Here is a 20,633-nt window from a genome sequence, read left to right on the forward strand (position 1 = left end):
GAGAACACAATGGAAGAAACAAAGACGATAAAAGAAAAAACCATAGAATTGATAGATGCCTTAAAAGCAACTTGTCAGACCTATGGTATGGGAAACGATGGTAATGAATATAAAATTATCACTCAGGTTTTCCTTTATAAGTTTCTTAATGATAAATTCGGATATGAAGTAAAAAAAGTCAGTCCTGTTCTTAAAAATGCCGAAAAATGGGAACTTGCTTATGCTGAAATGTCGGAAGATGACCGATTGGATATTTTTGATAGTTTACCGTCAGATATTCCATTACTTAACCCGGAACATCTTATTGCCAACTTATGGAATCAGCAGGCAAAGGGCGATTTTGATTTGATTTTTGACAGCACGATGACAGATATAGCGGATAAGAACATTGATATATTTTCAACTCAGACTGCTCAGAATACTAAAATACCGCTTTTTGAAAAGCTGACACAGTATGTAACGGACGATACAGCAAGAGCACCTTTTGCCCGTGCGTTGGTTGACAAGTTGGTAAATTTCTCTTTTGAAGAAGCATTTGAGAAGCACTATGATTTCTTCGCAGATATATTTGAATATCTGATAAAGGACTACAATACCGCAGGCGGTGGTAAGTATGCAGAGTATTATACACCTCACGCCATTGCAACGATTATGGCAAGATTGCTTGTTGGAAATGCAACTGATTTACACAGCATTGAGTGTTATGACCCATCAGCCGGAACAGGAACACTTTTGATGGCTCTTGCTCATAAAATTGGCGAAGATAAGTGTACGATTTTTGCTCAGGATATTTCACAGCGAAGCAATAAAATGTTGAAACTTAATCTTATCCTGAACAGTCTGGTATCTTCTCTTGACCACGCAATTCAGGGAGATACACTGATTGCTCCGTATCACAAGAGTGATAATGGACAGGAATTAAGAACTTTTGATTATGTAGTTTCAAATCCGCCTTTTAAAATGGATTTCTCAGATACAAGAGAACGTATAGCAGCAATGCCTGTTCGTTTTTGGGCGGGAGTTCCGAAAGTACCTGCCAAGAAGAAAGAGAGTATGGCAATTTACACATTGTTCATTCAGCACGTTCTTAATTCATTGAAATCAACCGGAAAAGGTGCGATTGTAGTTCCTACCGGATTTATAACTGCAAAGTCAGGTGTAGAAAAGAAAATATTACAACATATTGTGGACGAGCATATAGTTTATGGCTGTATTAGTATGCCGTCAAATGTATTTGCTAATACCGGAACGAATGTATCAGTATTGTTTTTCGATAATTCAAGAAAAACAGATAAGGTTGTACTGATAGATGCTTCAAAACTGGGAGAAGAATATAAGGACGGTAATAATCAAAAACGCAGACTTCGTGATTTTGAGATTGATAAAATTGTTGATACATTCCTTAATAAAGAAGCTGTTGATGATTTTTCAGTTGCTGTTACCTATGATGAAATCAAAGAAAAGAAATATTCACTTTCAGCAGGACAGTATTTTGATGTGAAAATTGAATATGTTGAATTATCACAGGACGAATTTAATGCTCGTATGAGTGCTTATGCAGAGAAGTTACAGGAATATTTTGCAGAGGGCGATAAACTGAAAACAGAAATTATGGAGCAGTTAAAGAAGGTAAAGTATGAGTAGTTTTCCTAAAGAGTTATGTATCCCTATTCGCTCTCCTCTTAACGAAAATGATACAGAAAAACAAACTTATGGTTGTCGACAAACTAATCCTGATATATGTGGATATTGTTATATAGAAGGGGTATGTGCGTTCGCTTCAAAAGATTGTATTTGTAAACATCCTTCGGCTAAATGGAAAAAAATATATGCGGAACTTAGGGAGGATGTTTAATGAAGTATTATAAGCTACAGGAATTATGTATAGATATCATTGACTGTCCTCATTCCACTCCAAATTGGAAGAATGAGGGGATACGGGTTATTCGTAATTTTAATTTAAAAGATGGAAATATTGATTTTATAGACGGATATTTTGTTGATGAAGCAACATATATAGAAAGAACTAAAAGAGCAGTTCCTGAGGAGGGTGATATAATCATATCAAGAGAAGCACCTATGGGAGTGGTTGGAATTGTTCCCAAAGGGTTAAAATGTTGCCTGGGACAGAGGCTAGTTTTGTTAAAAGTTAATAAGCAAAAATGTGATCCATTTTATTTGCTAAACACTTTAATGTCTGATTTTGTTCAAACACAGTTTCGACGAGCTGATGCAACAGGTTCTATTGTTAGTAATTTATGTATTCCTGATTTGAAGGAAATAATTATACCTGTTATAGAGCATGGGCAACGAGAAGTGGCAAGTTTCTTTGAGATGATTAATAGAAAAAGAACTATAAATAATATGATAAACGATAATTTATCAGCAATGGCTTATGACATTTATATGCATACTTTTTTCCCCAAAAAGCCTAATGCTAAACTGAAAGATATTTTAACTGAAGCTGAAAAGTCAGCTATTCAGGTCGGAGAAGCAAAAACATCAAATGGCAAATATCCATTCTTTACAAGTGGTGCAACTATTTTGAAATGGAACGAACCATTTGTTGATGGTAGAAATTGCTTTTTAAATACTGGTGGTAACGCTGATGTTAAATTTTATGTTGGTAAAGCAGCTTATTCAACAGATACTTGGAGCATTTCTGCAAAATCCGAAATGTCAGACTATCTCTACTTAATGTTATTTTCAATTAAGCCCGAACTTGACCAAAAATTCTTCCAAGGAACAGGGCTGAAGCATTTGCAAAAGCCTTTACTTAAAAACAGACCTATCTATGTTCCTGAAAAAATGGAATTAGAAGCATTTAACCGTCAAGTAATGCCGATGTTTGATATTATTTCTGAAAACACAAGAGAAAATCAGCAGCTAACATCTCTTAGAGATTGGCTTTTACCTATGTTAATGAACGGTCAGGCGACCATCAGCGACTGATACGATAAATTATCGTTTAATATATAACCCATAACTCTTGTGGGTGGCGGGAGTTAAATTAGGGGACTACCGCCTCATAGTTGTTCTCTAAGTTAAATAAAAGGAGAATTGACTATGAAACAGAATTTAATTATGGATATTGTTCAGGGTATGCTACCTTATTTGAACAATGCACAAACACAGCGATTGCAGGAGGTACTGCAACATACGCTTTTTGATTATGAAGTTGCAAAAACAGAAAGTGATAAAGGATTATCGGAGCAAAACTTGGTTGAACTGTTTCTATCGGCAAAGAGAATTGAGGGCTGTTCCGAGAAAACTTTGAAATATTACAAAGCAACTATACAGGCAATGATTGATAGTATAGGTAAAGGTATTAAATATATTGTAACCGATGATATACGCTGTTACCTTACTGAATATCAGTCAAATAAAAATTCAAGTAAAGTTACGATTGATAATATAAGACGAATACTTTCCAGCTTTTTTTCTTGGCTTGAGGACGAGGACTATATTTTGAAAAGTCCGGTCAGAAGAATACATAAGGTTAAAACTGGAACGAATATTAAGGAAACTTATTCAGATGAAGCACTTGAATTGATGAGAGATAATTGCACGGAACTCAGGGACTTGGCAATGATTGATATGCTTGCTTCAACGGGTATGCGAGTTGGAGAAATGGTTCTGTTAAATCGAGAAGATATAGATTTCAATGAGCGTGAATGTGTTGTTTTTGGAAAAGGCGATAAGGAGCGAGTTGTTTATTTTGACGCCAGAACAAAAATACATTTGCAGAATTATTTGCAGAGCAGAATGGATAATAATCCGGCACTATTTGTATCGTTAAAAGCTCCTTATGAGCGATTAAAAATAGGGGGTATTGAAGTGCGATTGCGAAATTTTGGAAAACAATTAGGTCTTAGCAAGGTACATCCACATAAATTTAGACGTACTCTTGCAACTATGGCAATAGATAAAGGAATGCCTATTGAACAGTTACAGCAGCTTTTGGGACATAGAAAAATAGATACGACTTTGCAGTATGCAATGGTCAAACAGAGCAATGTTAAATTGGCTCATAGAAAATATATCGGATAGCGGAGGAATTTATGTCAGAAAGAATAGTGATAAAAGAGATATGCGAAGTGTACGATGGTCCACACGCTACACCAAAGAAAACAGTCGATGGTCCAGTTTACTTGGGAATAGATGCAATAACTGATGATGGAAAAATAAATGCAAAAGAATTTGCTCATTTGTCAGAAGAAGATTATATTAAGTGGACAAAAAGAGTAACCCCACAGTATGGAGATATTGTTTTTTCGTATGAAGCAACATTGGGAAGGTACGCTTTAATACCTAAAGACTTTTATGGGTGTTTAGGAAGAAGATTAGCTATTATCAGAAATGTAAGTAAGGATATTGACACATTGTGGCTGTACTATTATTTTCTTTCGCCGGAGTGGAAACAATTTATTCAAAGCAAGATTATAAAAGGTAGCACTGTAAATAGAATTTCTGTAGAAGATTTTCCGACATATACAGTTCCTAATATTTCAATTAAAGTGCAGCGTAAAATTGCTAATATACTTTCAAAAATTGATGAAAAAATCGCTTTGAATAATAATATAAACGATAATTTACTGTATCAATCACTGATGGTGGCTTGACCGTTCATCAGCATAGGCAACAACCAGTCACGAAGATTAACAAGTAATTCGTTTTCAAGTTTATTTTGTTCTTGTAAATAAATTAATTTGTTTAATTCTTGCAAGTAAAACCTGTCGTTTGGTATAAATACAGGAATATTTTCTACATCACTTTTCGTAATAAATTTTACAATCGAGCCTGAAGAACGTGATTTAAAAGAATTTATCCTGTATAGGCTTGCTAAATATAATAGACCAAAATATTTTTTATCTGGAGTAAGAACGTATGTCCTTTGATACGCATTAAACTTTCCAGAATAATGTTTGACATTAAAATCTCCATTACCTGCTATAAGTATAGAAGATGCGTCAAACGAATACTCATCACACGACAAAGGCGTATTTGAGCAAGTAAAGAATTTGTATTTTCCATTAGGTACAGAAAAATTAGCATCTTCTTTACCCGTAACAACGGTTGCAAGATTTTGAGCAATAGTGTATTTTCCAGAAAGTTTGTGGGTTGCTGCTTTAGCCATCATATTTTCAAAAATCAGGTGCATTTGTTGCTCTAAATTATCGTTTACAGTAGAAGGAGAAACTATATGATGAGTGTTTCAGATTGGATAAGTATTATTTGTGCGGGAGTTGCTTTAATAGTCACAGTTATTATTGCAGTCCTGCAAATAAGACAAAGCAACCGTATGGAGAGGTTTGAAAAAAGGCAGGACAAGCGTGATGAGCAACGTCATCAAGAAAGTGTAAAAGCACAAGCGGTATCATTCATTTCTAAATATTATAAGGACAGAGGGCTTATTCCATTATGTGCAATAGCCACGATGTATAATGATTTGTTTTATTACAACAGAGAGATGTATAGAGAATTTTGCTGTTGTACTAAAGAGGTTCAAAATAGAATTTTGGAATATTGTGATTTGGATTTACGAGTCGGTGAGTCCAATATTTATGGAAAGTGTTTGGCTGCAATAGAAAGTGTGCTAAGTGAATACTTTCCTGATGATAAAAGTGTTTTTTACGATGGAGGAAAATATTTTGCTCGTAGCATAGAATACTATGCAGATAAATCAATTCCACATCAAGAGTTTGGATATCAAAATCATATTACAGATGTTTTAGCCAATGCGTTTAATAGCAATGACAAAAAAGAAACACCAATTCAGCAGTTGGCGGTAGAATATAATTTTGGAAGTTGCAAAGAAATAGAGGCATGCCAGTTGGTCACTGTTATAGCAGAGTTTGCAGCAATCTATGGGAATAAAAATAAAAACATTGATAAATCATACGGTTCTCCGGGAGGATACGATGGAGAAGTTATAGAAACAATGGAAGATTTATTCCTTTTAGCCTTATTTGAAATATATACAAATTGTGTTTTATAAATTATAAGGTAAGTAGAATGATTTTTCAGAGAGGATAAACGAATGGCATTTGATTTTAAGAAAGAATATAAAGAGTTCTATATGCCGAAGAATAAGCCACAGATTGTGACAATTCCAAAGGCAAATTATATAGCGGTAAGAGGTAAAGGAAATCCTAATGAAGAAGGCGGAGAATATAAAACTGCTATTGGTGTTTTGTATGCTGTTGCATATACTCTCAAGATGAGCTATAAGACGGATTACAAAATAGAAGGATTTTTTGAATATGTTGTACCACCGCTTGAGGGCTTTTGGTGGCGGGATAATGTTGAAGGTGTAGATTATACCGATAAATCAGCTTTCAACTGGATTTCTGTTATTCGTCTGCCCGATTTTATTGCAAAGAAAGATTTTGATTGGGCGGTGGAAACTGCTTCAAAAAAGAAAAAGATGGATTGCTCTGGTGCAGAGTTCTTGAGTATTGACGAAGGTTTGTGCGTACAGATAATGCATATAGGAGCTTTTGATGATGAACCTGCAACCGTGACAATGATGGATAAATATCTTGAAGAAAACGGTTATGTAAATGATTTTATTGGTGAGCGACGCCATCATGAAATCTATTTATCAGACCCAAGAAAAGTTGCACCGGAGAAATGCAAAACAGTAATAAGACACCCAATAAAGAAGGCATAAATTGAGTAAAATGAAATTAGGTCAGAGGACAACTAATGGCATCAAGTAAAGAATATTTGGAATTTGTATTAGAGCAGTTGGCAGAATTGGACGAGATTACTTACCGTGCGATGATGGGCGAATTTATTATTTATTATCGTGGTAAAATTGTCGGCGGAATTTATGATGACAGATTACTTGTAAAACCGATAAAATCAGCAATTTCATATATGCCGACAGCTGCTTATGAATTGCCGTATGATGGGGCAAAGGAAATGCTGCTTGTAGAAGATGTGGATAATAAGAAATTTTTAACAGGACTATTTAATGCAATGTACGATGAATTACCAGCACCTAAGCCAAAAAAGAAAAAGCAGACAGATACTATTGATGGAGCGATTGGTATATAAGAATTATGGAAACAAAGCCAAGAATTTTATATTTACAAAAGATTTTACTGGAAAGAACAGATGAAGAAAATCCTCTTTCCACAACACAGTTAATCAATATATTGAATGATGAATATGGAATATCTGCACATAGAACTACTGTTACGAAAGACATTGCAGCACTTCAGGAGTTTGGAATTGACATCGTTACTATCCATTCTACTCAGAGCAAATACTTTGTAGCCAGTCATAAGTTTGAATTGCCGGAACTGAAACTGCTGATAGATGCAGTAGAGTCATCGAAGTTCATTACAAAGAAGAAAAGCGAAACTCTGATTGAGAAGATACATACGATGACCAGTCCGGGGCAGGTGGCAAAGCTGAAGCGTAATAACTATGTGGTCAATCGCATTAAGCCGGATAATGAGCAGATATATTACATCATCGACGCTATAAATGATGCCATCAACGCAGGTAAACAGATTTCTTTCCAGTATTACGATTATACTGGATTAAAGAAAAAGGTTCTGAAGAACAAGGGCGAAGTGTATAAGCTCAGTCCGTATAAACTTCTCTGGTGTGGGGACTATTATTATGTTCTCGGATATTCAGAGAAGAAAAGCAAGGTTATCAATTTCAGGGTAGACCGTATTGCTTCCAAGCTGGAAATATTGGATAAAGATATTATTCCTATGCCTGATGATTTTGATATTGAGAATTACGCAAAGGAAGTTTTCTTCATGTTCTCAGGCGAGAAAGTTCTTGTGGATTTACGGTGTGATAACAGTCTGATGAAAACAATGGTTGACCGTTTCGGAGAAGATGTGACAACCCTTGCGTATGATATGACGTCTTTCAGGGTACAGACCGAAGTATCAGCCAGTCCTACCTTTTTCGGTTGGGTATTTGGCTTCAATGGCAAGGTACAGATACTTGCACCGGGAAGTGTGAAAGAACAGTACAGACAGATGATTGCAAAAGCTGATGAGAATATGCAGGAAAGCGAATAATTTGAAAATGAAATCCAAAGGAGCGATGGCTATGGAGAATAAATTAGAAAAAATCGGTCAAAATAATTTTATGGATAATTTTGTTAAAACCGATGACATTTTAAAGGATATGTGTGGGATTATTGAATCTTCACAAAAAGCTGCATATCGGGCGGTCAATACAACGCTGATACAGAGAAATTGGCTCCTTGGTTATAGAATTGCAAGTGAAGAATTGCAGGGCGAGGATAGGGCAAAATATGGAGCTGAAATTATAAAAAAGTTAGCAAAAGAATTATCGGCTGAATATGGAAAAGGATATACAAAGTCAAATCTGTACAGCTTTTATTCTTTCTATAAGATTTACCCTGAGATTTTCCAGACACCGTCTGGAAAATCTGTTGGACTACTGTCTTGGTCACATTATGCAGCGTTATTACAGGTTAAAGATAAGGAAGCTCGTGACTGGTATGAGAAAGAAGCCGCAGAACAAACTTGGAGTGTCCGTACTTTGCAGAGGAACATTTCTTCTCAATATTATTACCGTATGCTCAAGACACAGAAAAAAGAGCTTGTAGAAAGTGAAATGAAGGAACTGACAGCACCGTATCAGAATGATAAGTTGGAGTTTATCAAAAATCCGGTAGTTGCAGAGTTCTTAGGATTTTCTCAGAACACAGATTTTACAGAGAGTGACCTTGAGAAAAGCATTCTTTCCAATTTGCAGAAATTCTTGATGGAGCTTGGAAAAGGATATGCTTTTGTGGCAAGACAGCAGCATATTCATACGGAGAAGCAGGACTACTATATCGACCTTGTATTCTACAATTACATACTGAAATGCTTTGTCCTTATTGATTTGAAAACAGAGAAGATAACACATCAAGATGTAGGACAGATGGATATGTATATCCGTATGTATGATGAACTGAAACGCAGCGAGGGCGATAACCCAACAATCGGTATTGTCCTTTGTTCCGATACAGATGATGATATTGCCCGTTATTCTGTTATGCACGGAAATGAACAATTATTTGCTTCAAAGTACAAATTATACCTGCCGACAAAAGAAGAACTGAAAGCGGAGATTGAAACTCAAAAGGCAATGTTCTATCTTCAGCAGCAGGACAATGAAGAAAAGGAAACAGAAGAAGCGGTAAAGGATGGTGAAGGCTGGCTTAGCATAGAAGAACTAAAAGAACAAATGGGGGAATGAAATGTTAAAATTACGGATCAATCCGATTGTTGTTAAGGATTTGAAAGAAATTCGAGAGTATATTGCAGAAGATAATAAGGAGTATGCAGCACGGACAGTACAGGAGATTTATAACAAATTTGAAAACCTTCAAATGTTTCCAGGGATAGGCGCAGAGCTTTCCAAAAGAGTTAGTTTTCAGACTGATTATAAGTATGCTGTATGGGAAGACTACACACAATAATACTAAAAATATATAAACCTTACTCTCTCCAGCGTTTCAAGAAAGGCGATAACACGTTTTAACATATCAGGAGCTTCTTCGGGGAACTGTTCTTCCATGATGGATACCAGATTGAATACCGTGTTGTCGCCATTTATATGAACCCATAAGGTACTGCCATATCGGTCAAGCCTGATATGGCTTTTCTTTGGTTTGTGAAAATATTTCTGGGCGATCTTGTGATAAAAACCGGTATGCGGCATCTCAATCACAATAATTCCATCGGGCGACTGTTCCCATGTATAATTCAGATTGATGCAGGGGATTTTGTCCATATAGTTTGCAGTATGGGAAAGAAAACCGGATTTTGATCTTTTTATAAAAAATTGCGAGAGGGTATCTTTACGATTATGGTTCTGTTTTGCAATGACATTTTGTATATTATATTTTTGCATGAGAAAATAAATCCTTTCCGGGTGAAGATATTAAAGTGTGTTATTGGATGATTGTTTATCCTTCGTTTTATGGATCATGTAGATCATACTGAAAAGCAGGGCAAGGAAGAACAGGCAGCCGCCCCATTTTCCAAGATGGAATCCCATAAGTCCCAGATTGATCCGATCACTTACGCCGAATACGGCAAGGATGGCAAGCAGGATTCCAACCAGCCCTTCACCTGCGATCATACCGGAGGAGAAAAGGATACCGTTATTACGGACGGTTTCGCGGGAACCCTCATCGGCAAAGCGGCGTTTCTCCACGAAAAGGCGGATCAGACCACCGATCATGATCGGAACTGTCAGGTAAATCGGCAGATACAGTCCGATGGCAAATGGCAGAACCGGGATACCTAAGATCTCGACAACGACAGCAATGCAAATGCCGACAATAACAAGTCCCCATGGAAGATTGCCATTCATAACACCTTCAACGACCATTTTCATAAGGGTTGCCTGCGGAGCAGGAAGCTCGGTAGAACCATATCCCCATGCGGCATTCAGCAGATAGAGAACGCCGCCAATCGCAAGACCGGATGCGATCGATCCGATCAGTTCGCCAATCTGCTGCAGATATGGGGTTGCACCGACGATATACCCCGTTTTCAGATCCTGCGAGGTGTCTCCTGCCATGGCTGCAATTATGCAGATAACAGTACCGATGCAGATGGCAGATGTCATACCCCGGTATCCTGCTATGCCGGCTTGCTTTAACAGGATCGTTGCAAATAGCAGGGTTGCGATCGCCATACCGGACACGGGGTTATTCGATGAGCCGACGACACCGACCATTCTTGCAGATACGGTTGCAAAGAAAAATCCGAAAATAATGATCAGAATGGATGTGACCGGATTGATCGGAATATTTGGAAAAGCACTCAGACCAAATGCTACGATCAAGATACCGCCGATTGCATAAGGAAGCGGAATGTCTTTGGATGTTCGCGAATTTCCATCTGTATGTCCAAAGCCTTTCAGGGCTTTGGCAAATGTGGATGCGATCAGCGGAAATGATTTTAGCAGGCTGAAGATACCGCCGGCTGCCACTGCGCCTGCACCGATATACCGTACGTAATTTCCCCATAACTGATCGACTGACAGTTCATGGATCGGAACGGAAGCGGGGAACAGGATGTTGTTACCTCCAACAAGAACGAGTAATGGCATGATAACAAACCATCCAAGTACAGCACCGCTTAACAGATACGAAGCAACCTTTGCGCCGCAAATATAGCCGACACCGACCAGTGCAGGGAGAACATCCATGCCAAAGCCCGATCCTTTATAGGCAGGAATCGTCCATGCGATCTCACTTGGAAACAAATGCAGACCATCAGCAATAAATTTATAGACAGCAGAGATACCAAGCCCGGAAAATACCTGCATGGATTTGTGACCGCCGGTTTCTCCGGCGAGCAGTACTTCAGCGCAGGCAGTTCCTTCCGGAAATGGAAGTGTACCATGTTCTTCTACGATCAGAGCGGTACGAAGTGGGATCATGAACAGAACACCGATCAGTCCGCCACAGATGGCGACAAATGCAATCATCAGAAAAGATGGAGGTTTTATATCGGGATTTTCATCTGCCCACATGAACAGGGTCGGCAGCGTAAAGATAGCTCCGGCAGCCAGAGATTCTCCGGCAGAGCCGATCGTCTGAACCATATTATTTTCAAGAATTGAATCGCGGCGCATGATCATGCGCACAATACCCATAGAAAGAACGGCAGCAGGGATGGAAGCGGATACCGTCATGCCGACCCGTAAGCCCAGATATGCATTTGCACCGCCGAACACGATCGCCAGGATAATGCCGAGAATCACAGAAGTAGGTGTAAGCTCCGGCATCACCTTATCTGCCGGAATATATGGTTTAAATTGTTTCATATACAACCCTCAAATCATAGTTTTATGCCACTAGTATGTACAGAGTCTGGCAGAAACATACACAGAAAATCTGAAAAAAGAGCTTCATCAGATATGTCAAGACATGGAAGCTGAAATAATAAAATAGAAGGAAACAGGTAGGATGTGTTTAAAGAATAACGCCTGCTGGTTGTACCTAAGGAATATCGTATATTCCATGGATACAGCCAGCAGGCGTTTTTACTTTATGTGTTATTGTTATAAAATAGTTTATTTATTGAGGGCGGCAAGCTGTGCTTTTAAAGCCGCGATCTCAGAAATCATTGCGTTCTTCTCAGAAAGAACAGCCGCAATCTCGGCATCCTTTTCGGATATCAGAGAGTCTTTCTCGGATATTAGGGAGTCCTTTTCAGAGAGAGCCGCATCTTTTTCGGATATCAGGGAGTCCTTTTCAGACAGAGCCGCTACCGCTTCATCTCGTTCCTTTTGTAGTTCATCGATCATATAGTGAACTGTATTCTCATCTAACATTCGAAGTGCTTCTGAAAACATGGTGATTACCTCCTCCGGATCATACATATATTCAGACATATCCTTACAGATAGCTTCCATCCATGGATAGTCAGATACCAGTGCAGCAAGGTCGTCAACCGACTGGGCAGTCAGTAATGACAGCCATGCATTTAATTCATTAATATCTTTAGCATACTTACTTTCACAGAAAACGTCAAGGGCAACCACATAGAATTCCTGTAAAAGCTTCAGTTCGATTCCGGTATCAAAAACAGTTCTGCCGTGGTGCAGGTAGATATCGGATAATGCATCAGTCAGACATGCATCCGGACTTTTTTCATATATCACGATCGTGTAAACCGTTTTCAGATCCTTGTAGGTAAAGGCGTTTCCTTTCAGGCTTTTCACTCTTGTATACTGACGCAGCATGAGATCGGAGGAGTAGCAGGACATACGTTCTCCCGGGAAAGCGTATGGGATCTTCTGGATCTCGACATTTGCGATCGAGCCATCTTCTAACTGGACAAGGATATCCAGAAGCAGGAGCGAGGTGGACGGCAGCATGCTGTCTTCATTTGACAGGATGCACTGAACTGTTACCTTTGTGCCGATGATACTGCTGATCAGACTGGATAGCCGTTCCGGATAGATGTCCGGGTTGAACAGCTTCTTGAAAAATGGATCATAAGTTAAAGGCAGAGTTTTCTTACCCTCCATAAACCCCAGAAAGCGGTTCTTCCATTCTGGCGACATGTTCTGATAAGCAAAGTAGCTTCGCGGATGCTTCCGAAGCTCAGCGAGACATTCCTGTTCCGTGCGAGTAGGAAAGAGCTGGTGGATGGTGTTATTATTATTTTGGTTATACATAGATTTTATTCCTCATGATTTCCGGCGCCTGTTTTGTCGACAGGAACAGCATAGCAGAAAAAAGAGGAAAAAGACTGCCAATGTAACAAATGGTATGTCTGGATGTAACTTTCGGTAATTTTTGCTGTTTATCCCCCCATAACCCAAGATTATATCAATGTTGTTGAGAGAAAAAAGGATCTATGCTACAATGGTGGCGTGAATTTTGAACGGACAGAAAGGCAACACTATGTATAAATACTATTTATTTGACCTGGACGGCACAATAAGCCAGTCCGAGCCGGGCATTCTCAACTGCATCCGCTATGCTCTGGATGCAGCCGGACTGCCGGAGCCATCGGAGAAAGTGTTAAAGACATTTATCGGACCATCGTTGTACGATTCCTTTACATCCAAATGTCATGTTGACCACGATCAGGCACTCTGGCTGGTAGCGAAGTACAGAGAACGATACAATGTGACAGGTCTATATGAGACATCTATCTATGGTGGAATCCCAGAGACACTCAAAGCCTTAAAAGAAAGAGGCGCAAAGATTGGAGTGGCGACATCCAAGCCTACAGCACCGACGGAAAAGATACTTGAGAAATTCGACCTTGCAAAGTATTTTGATGTTGTGGTAGGAAGCAACCCGGATGGAACCGGCTCGGACAAGCAGGTGCTGATCGCAGAGTGCCTGAAGCGGTTGAAGGAAGCCGATGCGGAAGGTACGGATATGCCACAGGCAGACCGGGAAGAGGCAGTCATGATGGACGATTCCAAGCCAGAGGTTAAGACACAGATACATGAAAAGGATGCCGTGATGATCGGTGACCGGATGTTTGACATTGATGGTGGACATGCCTGCGGAATTGATACGGTCGGTGTTCTGTATGGATATGGAAACCGTGAGGAATTTGAAAAAGCCGGCGCGGAATATATCATTAGCCGCCCGGAAGAGCTCCTGACATTGTAAGGGAGATCAGACAGAGGCCCTTTTGATATTATAAGGAGACTTTTAATGGGTATTCATAAGGATATTAAGGGTATATAGAAGGCAAATGCAGGCATATACCATAAAAGAGGAGACGAAAACGTGAGAAAATTATTGACGCTTGAGGATATCCATGAGCGTGAGAAAACAATGGTGTTCATGTTCCATGATCTGTGTGAGAAGCATGGGCTGCGGTATTATCTGTGCGGCGGCACGCTGCTTGGAGCAGTCAGACATCAGGATTTTATTCCGTGGGATGATGATATCGACATTCTGATGCCACGACCGGATTATGAGAGATTACAGGAAGTGATCAAAGAGCAGCCGTTTCTGCCGGAGCATAAGTTCCTGTCAACAAGCCTTGGCAATCTGGATGAGCCATATACGAAGCTTGCGGATACGAGGACAAGGCTGGACAAATATTATACGAAAGACAAATACGACATTTATCTATGGATGGATATTTTCCCGATGGACGGACTACCGGATGATGATGCCGAGATTGAACGGATCTATAAAAAGGCACATTGGTATCGCCGCATCATCCAATATCTGAAGATGAAGACAGGGCGGGGCGGTAATCTGGTCAAGAAGATCGTGAAGCCGATCCTGAAACCATTTGCGCATTTGATATGGGGCAAGAAGCGGACAGTGAAGAAGCTGATCCGGTTATGTACACAATATGATTTTGAATCATGCAAATATGTTGGCGGCATTGCCTGTGGCTATGGTCCGCAGGAGAAGATGCCAAGGGAAGAATATGTAAAACCAATGAAAGTGACATTTGGCGGACGGGAGCTGATCGCACCGGGTTGTACCGATTACTATTTGACATCCCTTTACGGCGACTATATGAAGCTTCCGCCAGAAGAAGACCGGAAAGCTCACATTATCAAAATGTATCAGGTGGAAGAATAATAGATATTTGCACAGCGGGCATAGCAATATGCCGAAAGTGCTTTCCATGACAGGATAACAATTCGTACAGATATTTAGAAAAAATATTGCAGGAGGAAATAATAATGAAAGATAAGATTTTAGAAGAGGACCTGTTGTATATTGCAAATGCAGGTGGAGATTATGAGAAATTATACGGCAAATCCATCCTGATCACAGGAGCAACCGGACTGGTTGGTTCACAGATCGTAAAGGCACTGCTTAAGATGAACGAAGTAAAGAATGCTGATATCACGATCTATGCATTTGTCAGAAATGCAGAAAAGGCAGACAAGATCTATGATGAATTTGCAAAGGATAAGCTGGTGTATGTGATCGGCGATGTTGGAAATCCGGTTACCGATGAGACTGTAACCCTGTCAAATGGCAAGAAGATCTCGGAAGTACAGATCAACTACATCATACATGCAGCAAGCCCTACAGCATCCAAGTTCTTTGTGGACTATCCGGTGGAGACGATCATGACTGCGGTAAATGGTACAAAGAATATGTTAGACCTTGGTAAGGAGAAGCAGTCCGAGGGTGTTGTATATATATCATCGATGGAAGCATTTGGTGCACCGGATCCTGAAAAGCCATATGTAAAAGAAGATGATCTGGGATACATTGATATCCACAATCCAAGAAGCTGTTATCCGGAGGGCAAACGTCTCTGCGAATGTATGTGTTCTTCTTACGCAAGTGAGTATAAGCTGCCGGTTCGTATTGCAAGACTGTCACAGACATTTGGCGCAGGTATCAGCTATGAAGAGAATCGTGTATTTGCACAGTTTGCAAAGGCTGCTATGAATAAGACGGATATTGTTCTGCACACAGCCGGAAAATCCGTTGGTAACTACTGCTATACCAGAGATGCCGTTATGGGTATTCTGCTCCTTCTTGTAAAGGGAAATGATGGTGAAGCCTATACCGTAGCGCATCCGGAAGCACATATCACGATCGGGGATATGGCAAAGATGGTTGCAGAGAAACTGGCAAATAATGAGATCAAGGTTGTATTTGACATACCGGAAAGCGCCATGACATTTGGCTATGCACCGGATGTAAATATGCGCTTGAATTCAGATAAACTTCAGGCACTTGGCTGGAAGCCGGTGATCGGTCTGGAGGAAATGTATACCCGCATGATGAAGAGCATGGAGTATACAAGATAAAGATTGGAAGAAATAAGCAGAAATTGCTGCTGCAGGGGACGATCTGTTCTATGGTAGCAGCAGTTATTTGCATTACAGGAAAGTCTGGGATAAAGAAAACAGGAGGACGTGGCAGTTGGTAAACAGGATCGTAGTCGGAGCGGACAGCTTCAGTATACATGGAAAATTTGATGAGCAGGGGATGTTCCTTTTGATGGAAGAGGGCGATATCCTTTCAGATGAGGATTTTGCGCGTATCGTGACCTTTGTTGATGACCACAGGAACGGAGATATCTTTCTGTTGCCGAAGAAATACGGACCGAGTAGGAACGGCAAGAAGGGAATCATGTATGCACCGTTTTCCGCATATCGCGAGAAAGGAAAGCATGCGCCTTGGCTTGCGCAGAAGCTGGACAGAGATCAGGAATTTCATGGTGTCTATGAGCAGCTTACAAATGGTGTGATCTCTACGGAGATTTTAAGATTCCTGCACGGATTTACACCATTCGGTATGGTGTTTAAGGGAAGCCTGTTAAATCAGTTGATGGAGATCGCAGATGCCGGAATACAGAGTAGTTCTGCCGGAATACAGAATGCCGGACAGGATGCAAATGTGACATTCGGAAGCCCTGCGCATACATTGGAGGACGTTCTGGTAAAGGGATCATTTCCGGTATTAAAATGGCTGTTTGCGGTTCAGGCAAGAGCCTGTCTGGATGAGAAGCTCTATTATATCGATGGTGTTGACTATACTTTGAAAAACAGCTTTGAAGGGGATAAGACCTTTTTTGAAGGAATCTATGACCGGGCATGGTATAAGGATACCGTTGATCAGTTGATCGAATGGTTAAAGGAAATGTCCATCCATCAGGAAACCCTGCAGATGCTTGTTATGCAGCATGCACTGTTCATTGTAAAATATATGATCCAGGCAAATCTCGATAACCTGAACAAGCATTTATTTGAAGAGACCGACGGCGAGGCTTTTTTGTGGAGGCTTGGGGAAGTGCTCTCTTATATAGATGATTCGATCATTTGTGAGAATCAGGGATACCATGTGGATATGAAGAATGAAGACTGTCTGGTATGGGTATTGCTGATCTTAAAGTATAAGGACACCGGTCTGGAATTTGATTTTGCAGATGGCTGCTACAGCTATAATGATATCCAGATTGGAGAGCTTACGAAGCCGACGGCGGACATTCAGTTTATGGACAATAAAGATATGGAGGATCACACAGAGCTTACGATTGAAGGACGGTTATCGCCTATTCTTTTGATGAATGGAGCAGAGTTTGGTGTTCTGGTCGGTGACCGCTTCTATCCGGCAGAATATAATGAGCGGTATGCACATACAAAAGCATTTGGTATGTCGATCTTCAAGCTTCGGGCATTTACGATCCGGGTGGAGCTTCCATATGGACAGGAAACAGAACTGGCTTATGTAACAAGAGTCCGGGCGGATGTCTTTGAAAATGGTGAAACGATGGGAATGTCGGTAGAGGATCTTCCGGTCACTCTGGAATTCGATTCTCATTTCAGCCGTTTGTGCGACCGTTTCCGTCACAGCTACTGGAAGATCAATAAGAAGCTGTATATGTATAAGACAGAAGCCAATATCATGAAGGTTGATCCGGTAAAGCATGGGAAGATCGCAGGCAGAGAACTGACGTTATGGCGGGATATGTTTGCAACCGGACAGAAGAAGGTTATTAAGTTTATCATTGTCCGGGCGTTCTTAAAGGCAAAGCCGGTTTTAAAGCATCGTCCGATCTGGCTCTTTTTTGATAAGATATATAAGGCGGGGGACTCCGCAGAATACATGTACAAATATGCAAGAAGCAAGAAGGATGGCATCAAATGCTATTATCTGGCAGATGGGGCATCGGAAGATTATGCACGTCTGGAACGCGAAGGTATGAAGCCGGTCAAACGGAGAAGCATCAAGCACCGGTATGCATTTTTGTATGCGGATATGGTGATCGTGTCAAACTCTACCGTCTACGCATTTAATGATTTCGGTACGATCAATTCGGCACTGATCCGTGATCTGATGAACTTCCATGTAGCCTGTGTCCAGCATGGTATGTCTATCCAGAAGATTGCAGTTGCGCAGAACCGGTTGAGAGATAATACACGGTTGTATTTCTGTGCATCTAAATATGAGATTGAAAATCTGTCGAAGCCAATCTACGGCTATGAGGGTTATGATGCATTGAAGCTGACCGGAGTACCGCGTTATGATGGACTCATAAATGAAGATAAACGGCAGATCCTGTTATCCCCGACCTGGCGGATGCAGGCAGCAGTTCCGGTTACAAAGAATGAGGGTGTGAGCCGTGACTACAATCCACTTTTTAAGGAGACAACCTATTATCAGGTATATAACAGCCTTATTAATGATGAGCGTCTGATCGCTGCGGCAAAGAAATATAATTATAAGATCGTCTATGTACTTCATCCGATCGTCAGCCCGCAGATCGATGATTTTGATAAGAATCCTTCGGTAGAGATCATTCCGGCGGTTGCCGTTCATGGACATTCCGGTGTCAATTATGAGAAGGTGTTCCGGGAATCCAGTCTGATGGTTTCGGATTTCTCCGGCGTTCAGTTTGATTTCGCTTATATGCGTAAGCCGGTGGTCTACCTGCACCATCACGATATACCGAAGCATTATGAGGAAGGAACCTTCCACTATGATACGATGGGATTTGGCGAGATCTGCGAGGACAACGACGAATTGATCGATGTTCTGATCTCTTATATGCAGAATAACTGCGAGATGAAACCGGAGTACCGCAGACGTGCCGATGATTTCTTCCGGTTTGACGACCATGACAACTGTGAACGGATCTATGATGTCATGATCGACTACCAGAAGACAAAGATTCATTAAGATATAGCTTTTTCTATAGCATCAACTATGATCTCCAGGGTTTTTAACCGGGCATATTTTTTATCGACTGATTCGATGATGTGCCATGGAGCATAGGTGGTGCTTGTTTTTTGCAGCATTTCATTGACGGCTGTTTCGTATTGATCCCATTTTTCACGGTTCCGCCAGTCCTCATCTGTGATCTTCCATTGTTTTTCCGGTGTATTCTGACGCAGCGTGAATCGTTCAAGCTGGGTGTCTTTATCGATCTGTATCCAGAATTTGATGATCACAGCACCCCAGTCATACAGTTCTTTTTCAAATTCGTTGATTTCGTTGTAAGCACGTTTCCAGTCATTTTCACTGCAAAATCCTTCGATCCGTTCTACCATGACTCTGCCATACCAGGTTCGGTCGAAGATAGCTACATGACCGGAGCGTGGAAGCCTGGTGAAGAAACGCCAGAGGAAATGTCGGGATTTTTCATACGGAAGAGGACTTGCAATCGGAAATACTTCGTAACCGCGAGGATCTAATGCTTCCGTTACACGCTTGATATTGCCGCCTTTTCCGGCAGCATCCCAACCTTCGTATGCAATGATGACAGGAATCTTTTTGTGGTAAATGCTGTTGTGCAGCTCTCGAAGTTTTTCCTGTAATTCTTTCAGACGTTTGGAATATTCTTCATCAGATACCGTCTTGTCCTGTAAAGAGATATCTGACAGCTTCGGCATGTCCATAAGAGGGAATACATTCTGCGGGATCGGAACTGCCAGTGAATGATTCTGTAGGGCAACATCGATTCCCTCGGTCAGGATTTCCAGAACCTGAAGCTCTGCCCATTTCTTGGAGCAGCCATCGATGATATACCATGGCGCGCGGGAAGAATCGGTAGCATCTAAGAATTTGTCAAAGATGTCCATGTATTTGTCATAATGTTTGTTCTGTGCCAGGTCGGTATCGGTCACTCTCCATTTGGTTGCAGGATCATCGGCAAGCGTCCGGATCCGTTTCTTCTGTTCTTTCTTCGAGATGTTCAGGAAGAATTTGACAACCAGATAGCCGTTATCGGTCAGCTGTCGTTCAAATCTCCGAACATTGGCAATTCGAAGCTCGTAGTCTTTTTTTGACAATTCTTTGTGTGCGTATTCACGCGTAAGCTGATCCATCCAGCCGGAATCCATAAAGACAAAATTGCCGGCTTCCGGTATCTCTTTTACAAATCGCCAGAGAAATGGTTTCCGCCTGTCCTCTTCTCTGACCTTTTCCAGCGATGCAACCCGGTAAAAACGTGGATCGATATTGTTGATGATCCGTCCGACCAGACTGCCTTTGCCGGAAGTACCCCAGCCTTCTACCAGAACGATGACCGGAAGCTTGTGTTCCCGGACAGCCAGCGTCTGCGCCGCCAGCTTTTTCTGCAAAGCCTTTAACCGTGTATTCATTTCCTCGTCCGATGGCTTTTCCTTCATAATTCGATTATTCAACATACATAACACTCCCT

Annotated in this window: 19 protein-coding genes and 1 pseudogene; 15 read left to right on the forward strand and 5 right to left on the reverse strand. The window is 40.8% G+C overall.

The window, feature by feature from the left end; translation table 11 throughout:
* Nucleotides 1-9 precede the first annotated feature (9 nt).
* From OCV60_RS02120 to OCV60_RS02140, 5 genes are all read left to right on the forward strand, one after another.
* On the forward strand, nucleotides 10-1,644 hold the full coding sequence (locus OCV60_RS02120; protein ID WP_117808059.1) for an HsdM family class I SAM-dependent methyltransferase: 1,635 nt from the start codon (nucleotides 10-12) through the stop codon (nucleotides 1,642-1,644).
* A complete protein-coding gene (locus OCV60_RS02125) occupies nucleotides 1,637-1,855 on the forward strand; it encodes a hypothetical protein (RefSeq protein ID WP_262529175.1) in 219 nt (72 codons plus the stop codon). The genes OCV60_RS02120 and OCV60_RS02125 overlap by 8 nt, the downstream gene beginning before the upstream one ends.
* Nucleotides 1,855-2,952 carry a restriction endonuclease subunit S gene (locus OCV60_RS02130; protein ID WP_262529176.1) on the forward strand — a complete coding sequence of 366 codons (1,098 nt, stop codon included), beginning with the start codon at nucleotides 1,855-1,857 and terminating at the stop codon, nucleotides 2,950-2,952. The genes OCV60_RS02125 and OCV60_RS02130 overlap by 1 nt, the downstream gene beginning before the upstream one ends.
* Before the next feature lie 114 nt (nucleotides 2,953-3,066).
* Entirely contained in the window at nucleotides 3,067-4,050 is a 984-nt protein-coding gene (gene xerA / locus OCV60_RS02135; protein WP_262529177.1) for a site-specific tyrosine recombinase/integron integrase, read from the forward strand.
* Between the two features lie 11 nt (nucleotides 4,051-4,061).
* On the forward strand, nucleotides 4,062-4,622 hold the full coding sequence (locus tag OCV60_RS02140) for a restriction endonuclease subunit S (RefSeq protein WP_262529178.1): 561 nt from the start codon (nucleotides 4,062-4,064) through the stop codon (nucleotides 4,620-4,622).
* Here the strand turns inward: OCV60_RS02140 and OCV60_RS02145 are convergent.
* A complete protein-coding gene (locus tag OCV60_RS02145) occupies nucleotides 4,601-5,137 on the reverse strand; it encodes a restriction endonuclease subunit S (RefSeq protein WP_262529179.1) in 537 nt (178 codons plus the stop codon). The two genes, OCV60_RS02140 and OCV60_RS02145, sit on opposite strands and share 22 nt — an antisense overlap.
* Nucleotides 5,138-5,206: 69 nt before the next feature.
* Here OCV60_RS02145 and OCV60_RS02150 point away from each other — a divergent pair, with 69 nt between their 5' ends.
* The 6 genes and pseudogenes from OCV60_RS02150 to OCV60_RS02175 form a co-directional block, all read left to right on the forward strand.
* Nucleotides 5,207-5,998 (forward strand): hypothetical protein, encoded by a 792-nt coding sequence (locus OCV60_RS02150; RefSeq protein ID WP_262529180.1) that lies wholly within the window; start codon nucleotides 5,207-5,209, stop codon nucleotides 5,996-5,998.
* Between the two features lie 42 nt (nucleotides 5,999-6,040).
* Entirely contained in the window at nucleotides 6,041-6,673 is a 633-nt protein-coding gene (locus OCV60_RS02155; RefSeq protein ID WP_262529181.1) for a GyrI-like domain-containing protein, read from the forward strand.
* A gap of 35 nt (nucleotides 6,674-6,708) precedes the next feature.
* Nucleotides 6,709-7,062 carry a TfoX/Sxy family protein gene (locus OCV60_RS02160; RefSeq protein WP_262529182.1) on the forward strand — a complete coding sequence of 118 codons (354 nt, stop codon included), beginning with the start codon at nucleotides 6,709-6,711 and terminating at the stop codon, nucleotides 7,060-7,062.
* 5 nt (nucleotides 7,063-7,067) lie between these two features.
* Nucleotides 7,068-8,051, forward strand: coding sequence for a helix-turn-helix transcriptional regulator (locus OCV60_RS02165; protein ID WP_262529183.1), 984 nt, complete (start codon nucleotides 7,068-7,070; stop codon nucleotides 8,049-8,051).
* Nucleotides 8,052-8,082: 31 nt separating this feature from the next.
* Complete coding sequence (locus OCV60_RS02170) at nucleotides 8,083-9,246, forward strand: PDDEXK nuclease domain-containing protein (protein ID WP_330659675.1); 1,164 nt, start codon at nucleotides 8,083-8,085, stop codon at nucleotides 9,244-9,246.
* 1 nt (nucleotide 9,247) lies between these two features.
* Nucleotides 9,248-9,460 (forward strand): annotated as a pseudogene (locus OCV60_RS02175) (type II toxin-antitoxin system RelE/ParE family toxin); the annotation flags it as partial.
* Between the two features lie 11 nt (nucleotides 9,461-9,471).
* Here the strand turns inward: OCV60_RS02175 and OCV60_RS02180 are convergent.
* From OCV60_RS02180 to OCV60_RS02190, 3 genes are all read right to left on the reverse strand, one after another.
* Nucleotides 9,472-9,783, reverse strand: coding sequence for a PqqD family protein (locus OCV60_RS02180; RefSeq protein WP_161117480.1), 312 nt, complete (start codon nucleotides 9,781-9,783; stop codon nucleotides 9,472-9,474).
* A gap of 150 nt (nucleotides 9,784-9,933) precedes the next feature.
* Complete coding sequence (locus tag OCV60_RS02185) at nucleotides 9,934-11,832, reverse strand: OPT family oligopeptide transporter (protein WP_262529184.1); 1,899 nt, start codon at nucleotides 11,830-11,832, stop codon at nucleotides 9,934-9,936.
* Between the two features lie 249 nt (nucleotides 11,833-12,081).
* Nucleotides 12,082-13,191: a PD-(D/E)XK nuclease family transposase gene (locus tag OCV60_RS02190; protein WP_243863418.1), complete on the reverse strand. Its 1,110-nt coding sequence runs from the start codon at nucleotides 13,189-13,191 to the stop codon at nucleotides 12,082-12,084.
* A 205-nt stretch (nucleotides 13,192-13,396) separates the two neighbouring features.
* Here OCV60_RS02190 and OCV60_RS02195 point away from each other — a divergent pair, with 205 nt between their 5' ends.
* The 4 genes from OCV60_RS02195 (at nucleotide 13,397) to OCV60_RS02210 (ending at nucleotide 19,150) form a co-directional block, all read left to right on the forward strand.
* Nucleotides 13,397-14,146, forward strand: a complete 750-nt coding sequence (locus tag OCV60_RS02195) for an HAD hydrolase-like protein (RefSeq protein WP_021944661.1) — start codon at nucleotides 13,397-13,399, stop codon at nucleotides 14,144-14,146.
* A gap of 120 nt (nucleotides 14,147-14,266) precedes the next feature.
* Nucleotides 14,267-15,082: a LicD family protein gene (locus OCV60_RS02200; RefSeq protein ID WP_021944662.1), complete on the forward strand. Its 816-nt coding sequence runs from the start codon at nucleotides 14,267-14,269 to the stop codon at nucleotides 15,080-15,082.
* Between the two features lie 104 nt (nucleotides 15,083-15,186).
* Nucleotides 15,187-16,275, forward strand: a complete 1,089-nt coding sequence (locus OCV60_RS02205; protein ID WP_021944663.1) for an NAD-dependent epimerase/dehydratase family protein — start codon at nucleotides 15,187-15,189, stop codon at nucleotides 16,273-16,275.
* A 115-nt stretch (nucleotides 16,276-16,390) separates the two neighbouring features.
* Nucleotides 16,391-19,150 carry a CDP-glycerol glycerophosphotransferase family protein gene (locus OCV60_RS02210; RefSeq protein ID WP_021944664.1) on the forward strand — a complete coding sequence of 920 codons (2,760 nt, stop codon included), beginning with the start codon at nucleotides 16,391-16,393 and terminating at the stop codon, nucleotides 19,148-19,150.
* Here OCV60_RS02210 and pap read toward each other — a convergent pair.
* Entirely contained in the window at nucleotides 19,147-20,619 is a 1,473-nt protein-coding gene (gene pap, locus OCV60_RS02215; RefSeq protein WP_262529187.1) for a polyphosphate:AMP phosphotransferase, read from the reverse strand. The genes OCV60_RS02210 and pap overlap by 4 nt on opposite strands.
* Nucleotides 20,620-20,633 lie beyond the last annotated feature (14 nt).

Source organism: Coprococcus ammoniilyticus (assembly GCF_025567345.1).
GTDB lineage: Bacteria > Bacillota > Clostridia > Lachnospirales > Lachnospiraceae > Coprococcus > Coprococcus ammoniilyticus.

Bases quoted from the DNA above. Each gene is read 5' to 3' on its own strand.
- OCV60_RS02155 (WP_262529181.1), top strand. From the start codon at position 6,041: ATGGCATTTGATTTTAAGAAAGAATATAAAGAGTTCTATATGCCGAAG.
- OCV60_RS02160 (WP_262529182.1), top strand. From the start codon at position 6,709: ATGGCATCAAGTAAAGAATATTTGGAATTTGTATTAGAGCAGTTGGCA.
- OCV60_RS02190 (WP_243863418.1), bottom strand. From the start codon at position 13,191: ATGTATAACCAAAATAATAATAACACCATCCACCAGCTCTTTCCTACT.
- OCV60_RS02145 (WP_262529179.1), bottom strand. From the start codon at position 5,137: ATGGCTAAAGCAGCAACCCACAAACTTTCTGGAAAATACACTATTGCT.
- OCV60_RS02165 (WP_262529183.1), top strand. From the start codon at position 7,068: ATGGAAACAAAGCCAAGAATTTTATATTTACAAAAGATTTTACTGGAA.
- OCV60_RS02130 (WP_262529176.1), top strand. From the start codon at position 1,855: ATGAAGTATTATAAGCTACAGGAATTATGTATAGATATCATTGACTGT.
- OCV60_RS02150 (WP_262529180.1), top strand. From the start codon at position 5,207: ATGAGTGTTTCAGATTGGATAAGTATTATTTGTGCGGGAGTTGCTTTA.
- OCV60_RS02205 (WP_021944663.1), top strand. From the start codon at position 15,187: ATGAAAGATAAGATTTTAGAAGAGGACCTGTTGTATATTGCAAATGCA.
- OCV60_RS02185 (WP_262529184.1), bottom strand. From the start codon at position 11,832: ATGAAACAATTTAAACCATATATTCCGGCAGATAAGGTGATGCCGGAG.
- OCV60_RS02170 (WP_330659675.1), top strand. From the start codon at position 8,083: ATGGAGAATAAATTAGAAAAAATCGGTCAAAATAATTTTATGGATAAT.
- pap (WP_262529187.1), bottom strand. From the start codon at position 20,619: ATGTTGAATAATCGAATTATGAAGGAAAAGCCATCGGACGAGGAAATG.
- OCV60_RS02140 (WP_262529178.1), top strand. From the start codon at position 4,062: ATGTCAGAAAGAATAGTGATAAAAGAGATATGCGAAGTGTACGATGGT.
- OCV60_RS02125 (WP_262529175.1), top strand. From the start codon at position 1,637: ATGAGTAGTTTTCCTAAAGAGTTATGTATCCCTATTCGCTCTCCTCTT.
- OCV60_RS02180 (WP_161117480.1), bottom strand. From the start codon at position 9,783: ATGGACAAAATCCCCTGCATCAATCTGAATTATACATGGGAACAGTCG.
- OCV60_RS02120 (WP_117808059.1), top strand. From the start codon at position 10: ATGGAAGAAACAAAGACGATAAAAGAAAAAACCATAGAATTGATAGAT.
- xerA (WP_262529177.1), top strand. From the start codon at position 3,067: ATGAAACAGAATTTAATTATGGATATTGTTCAGGGTATGCTACCTTAT.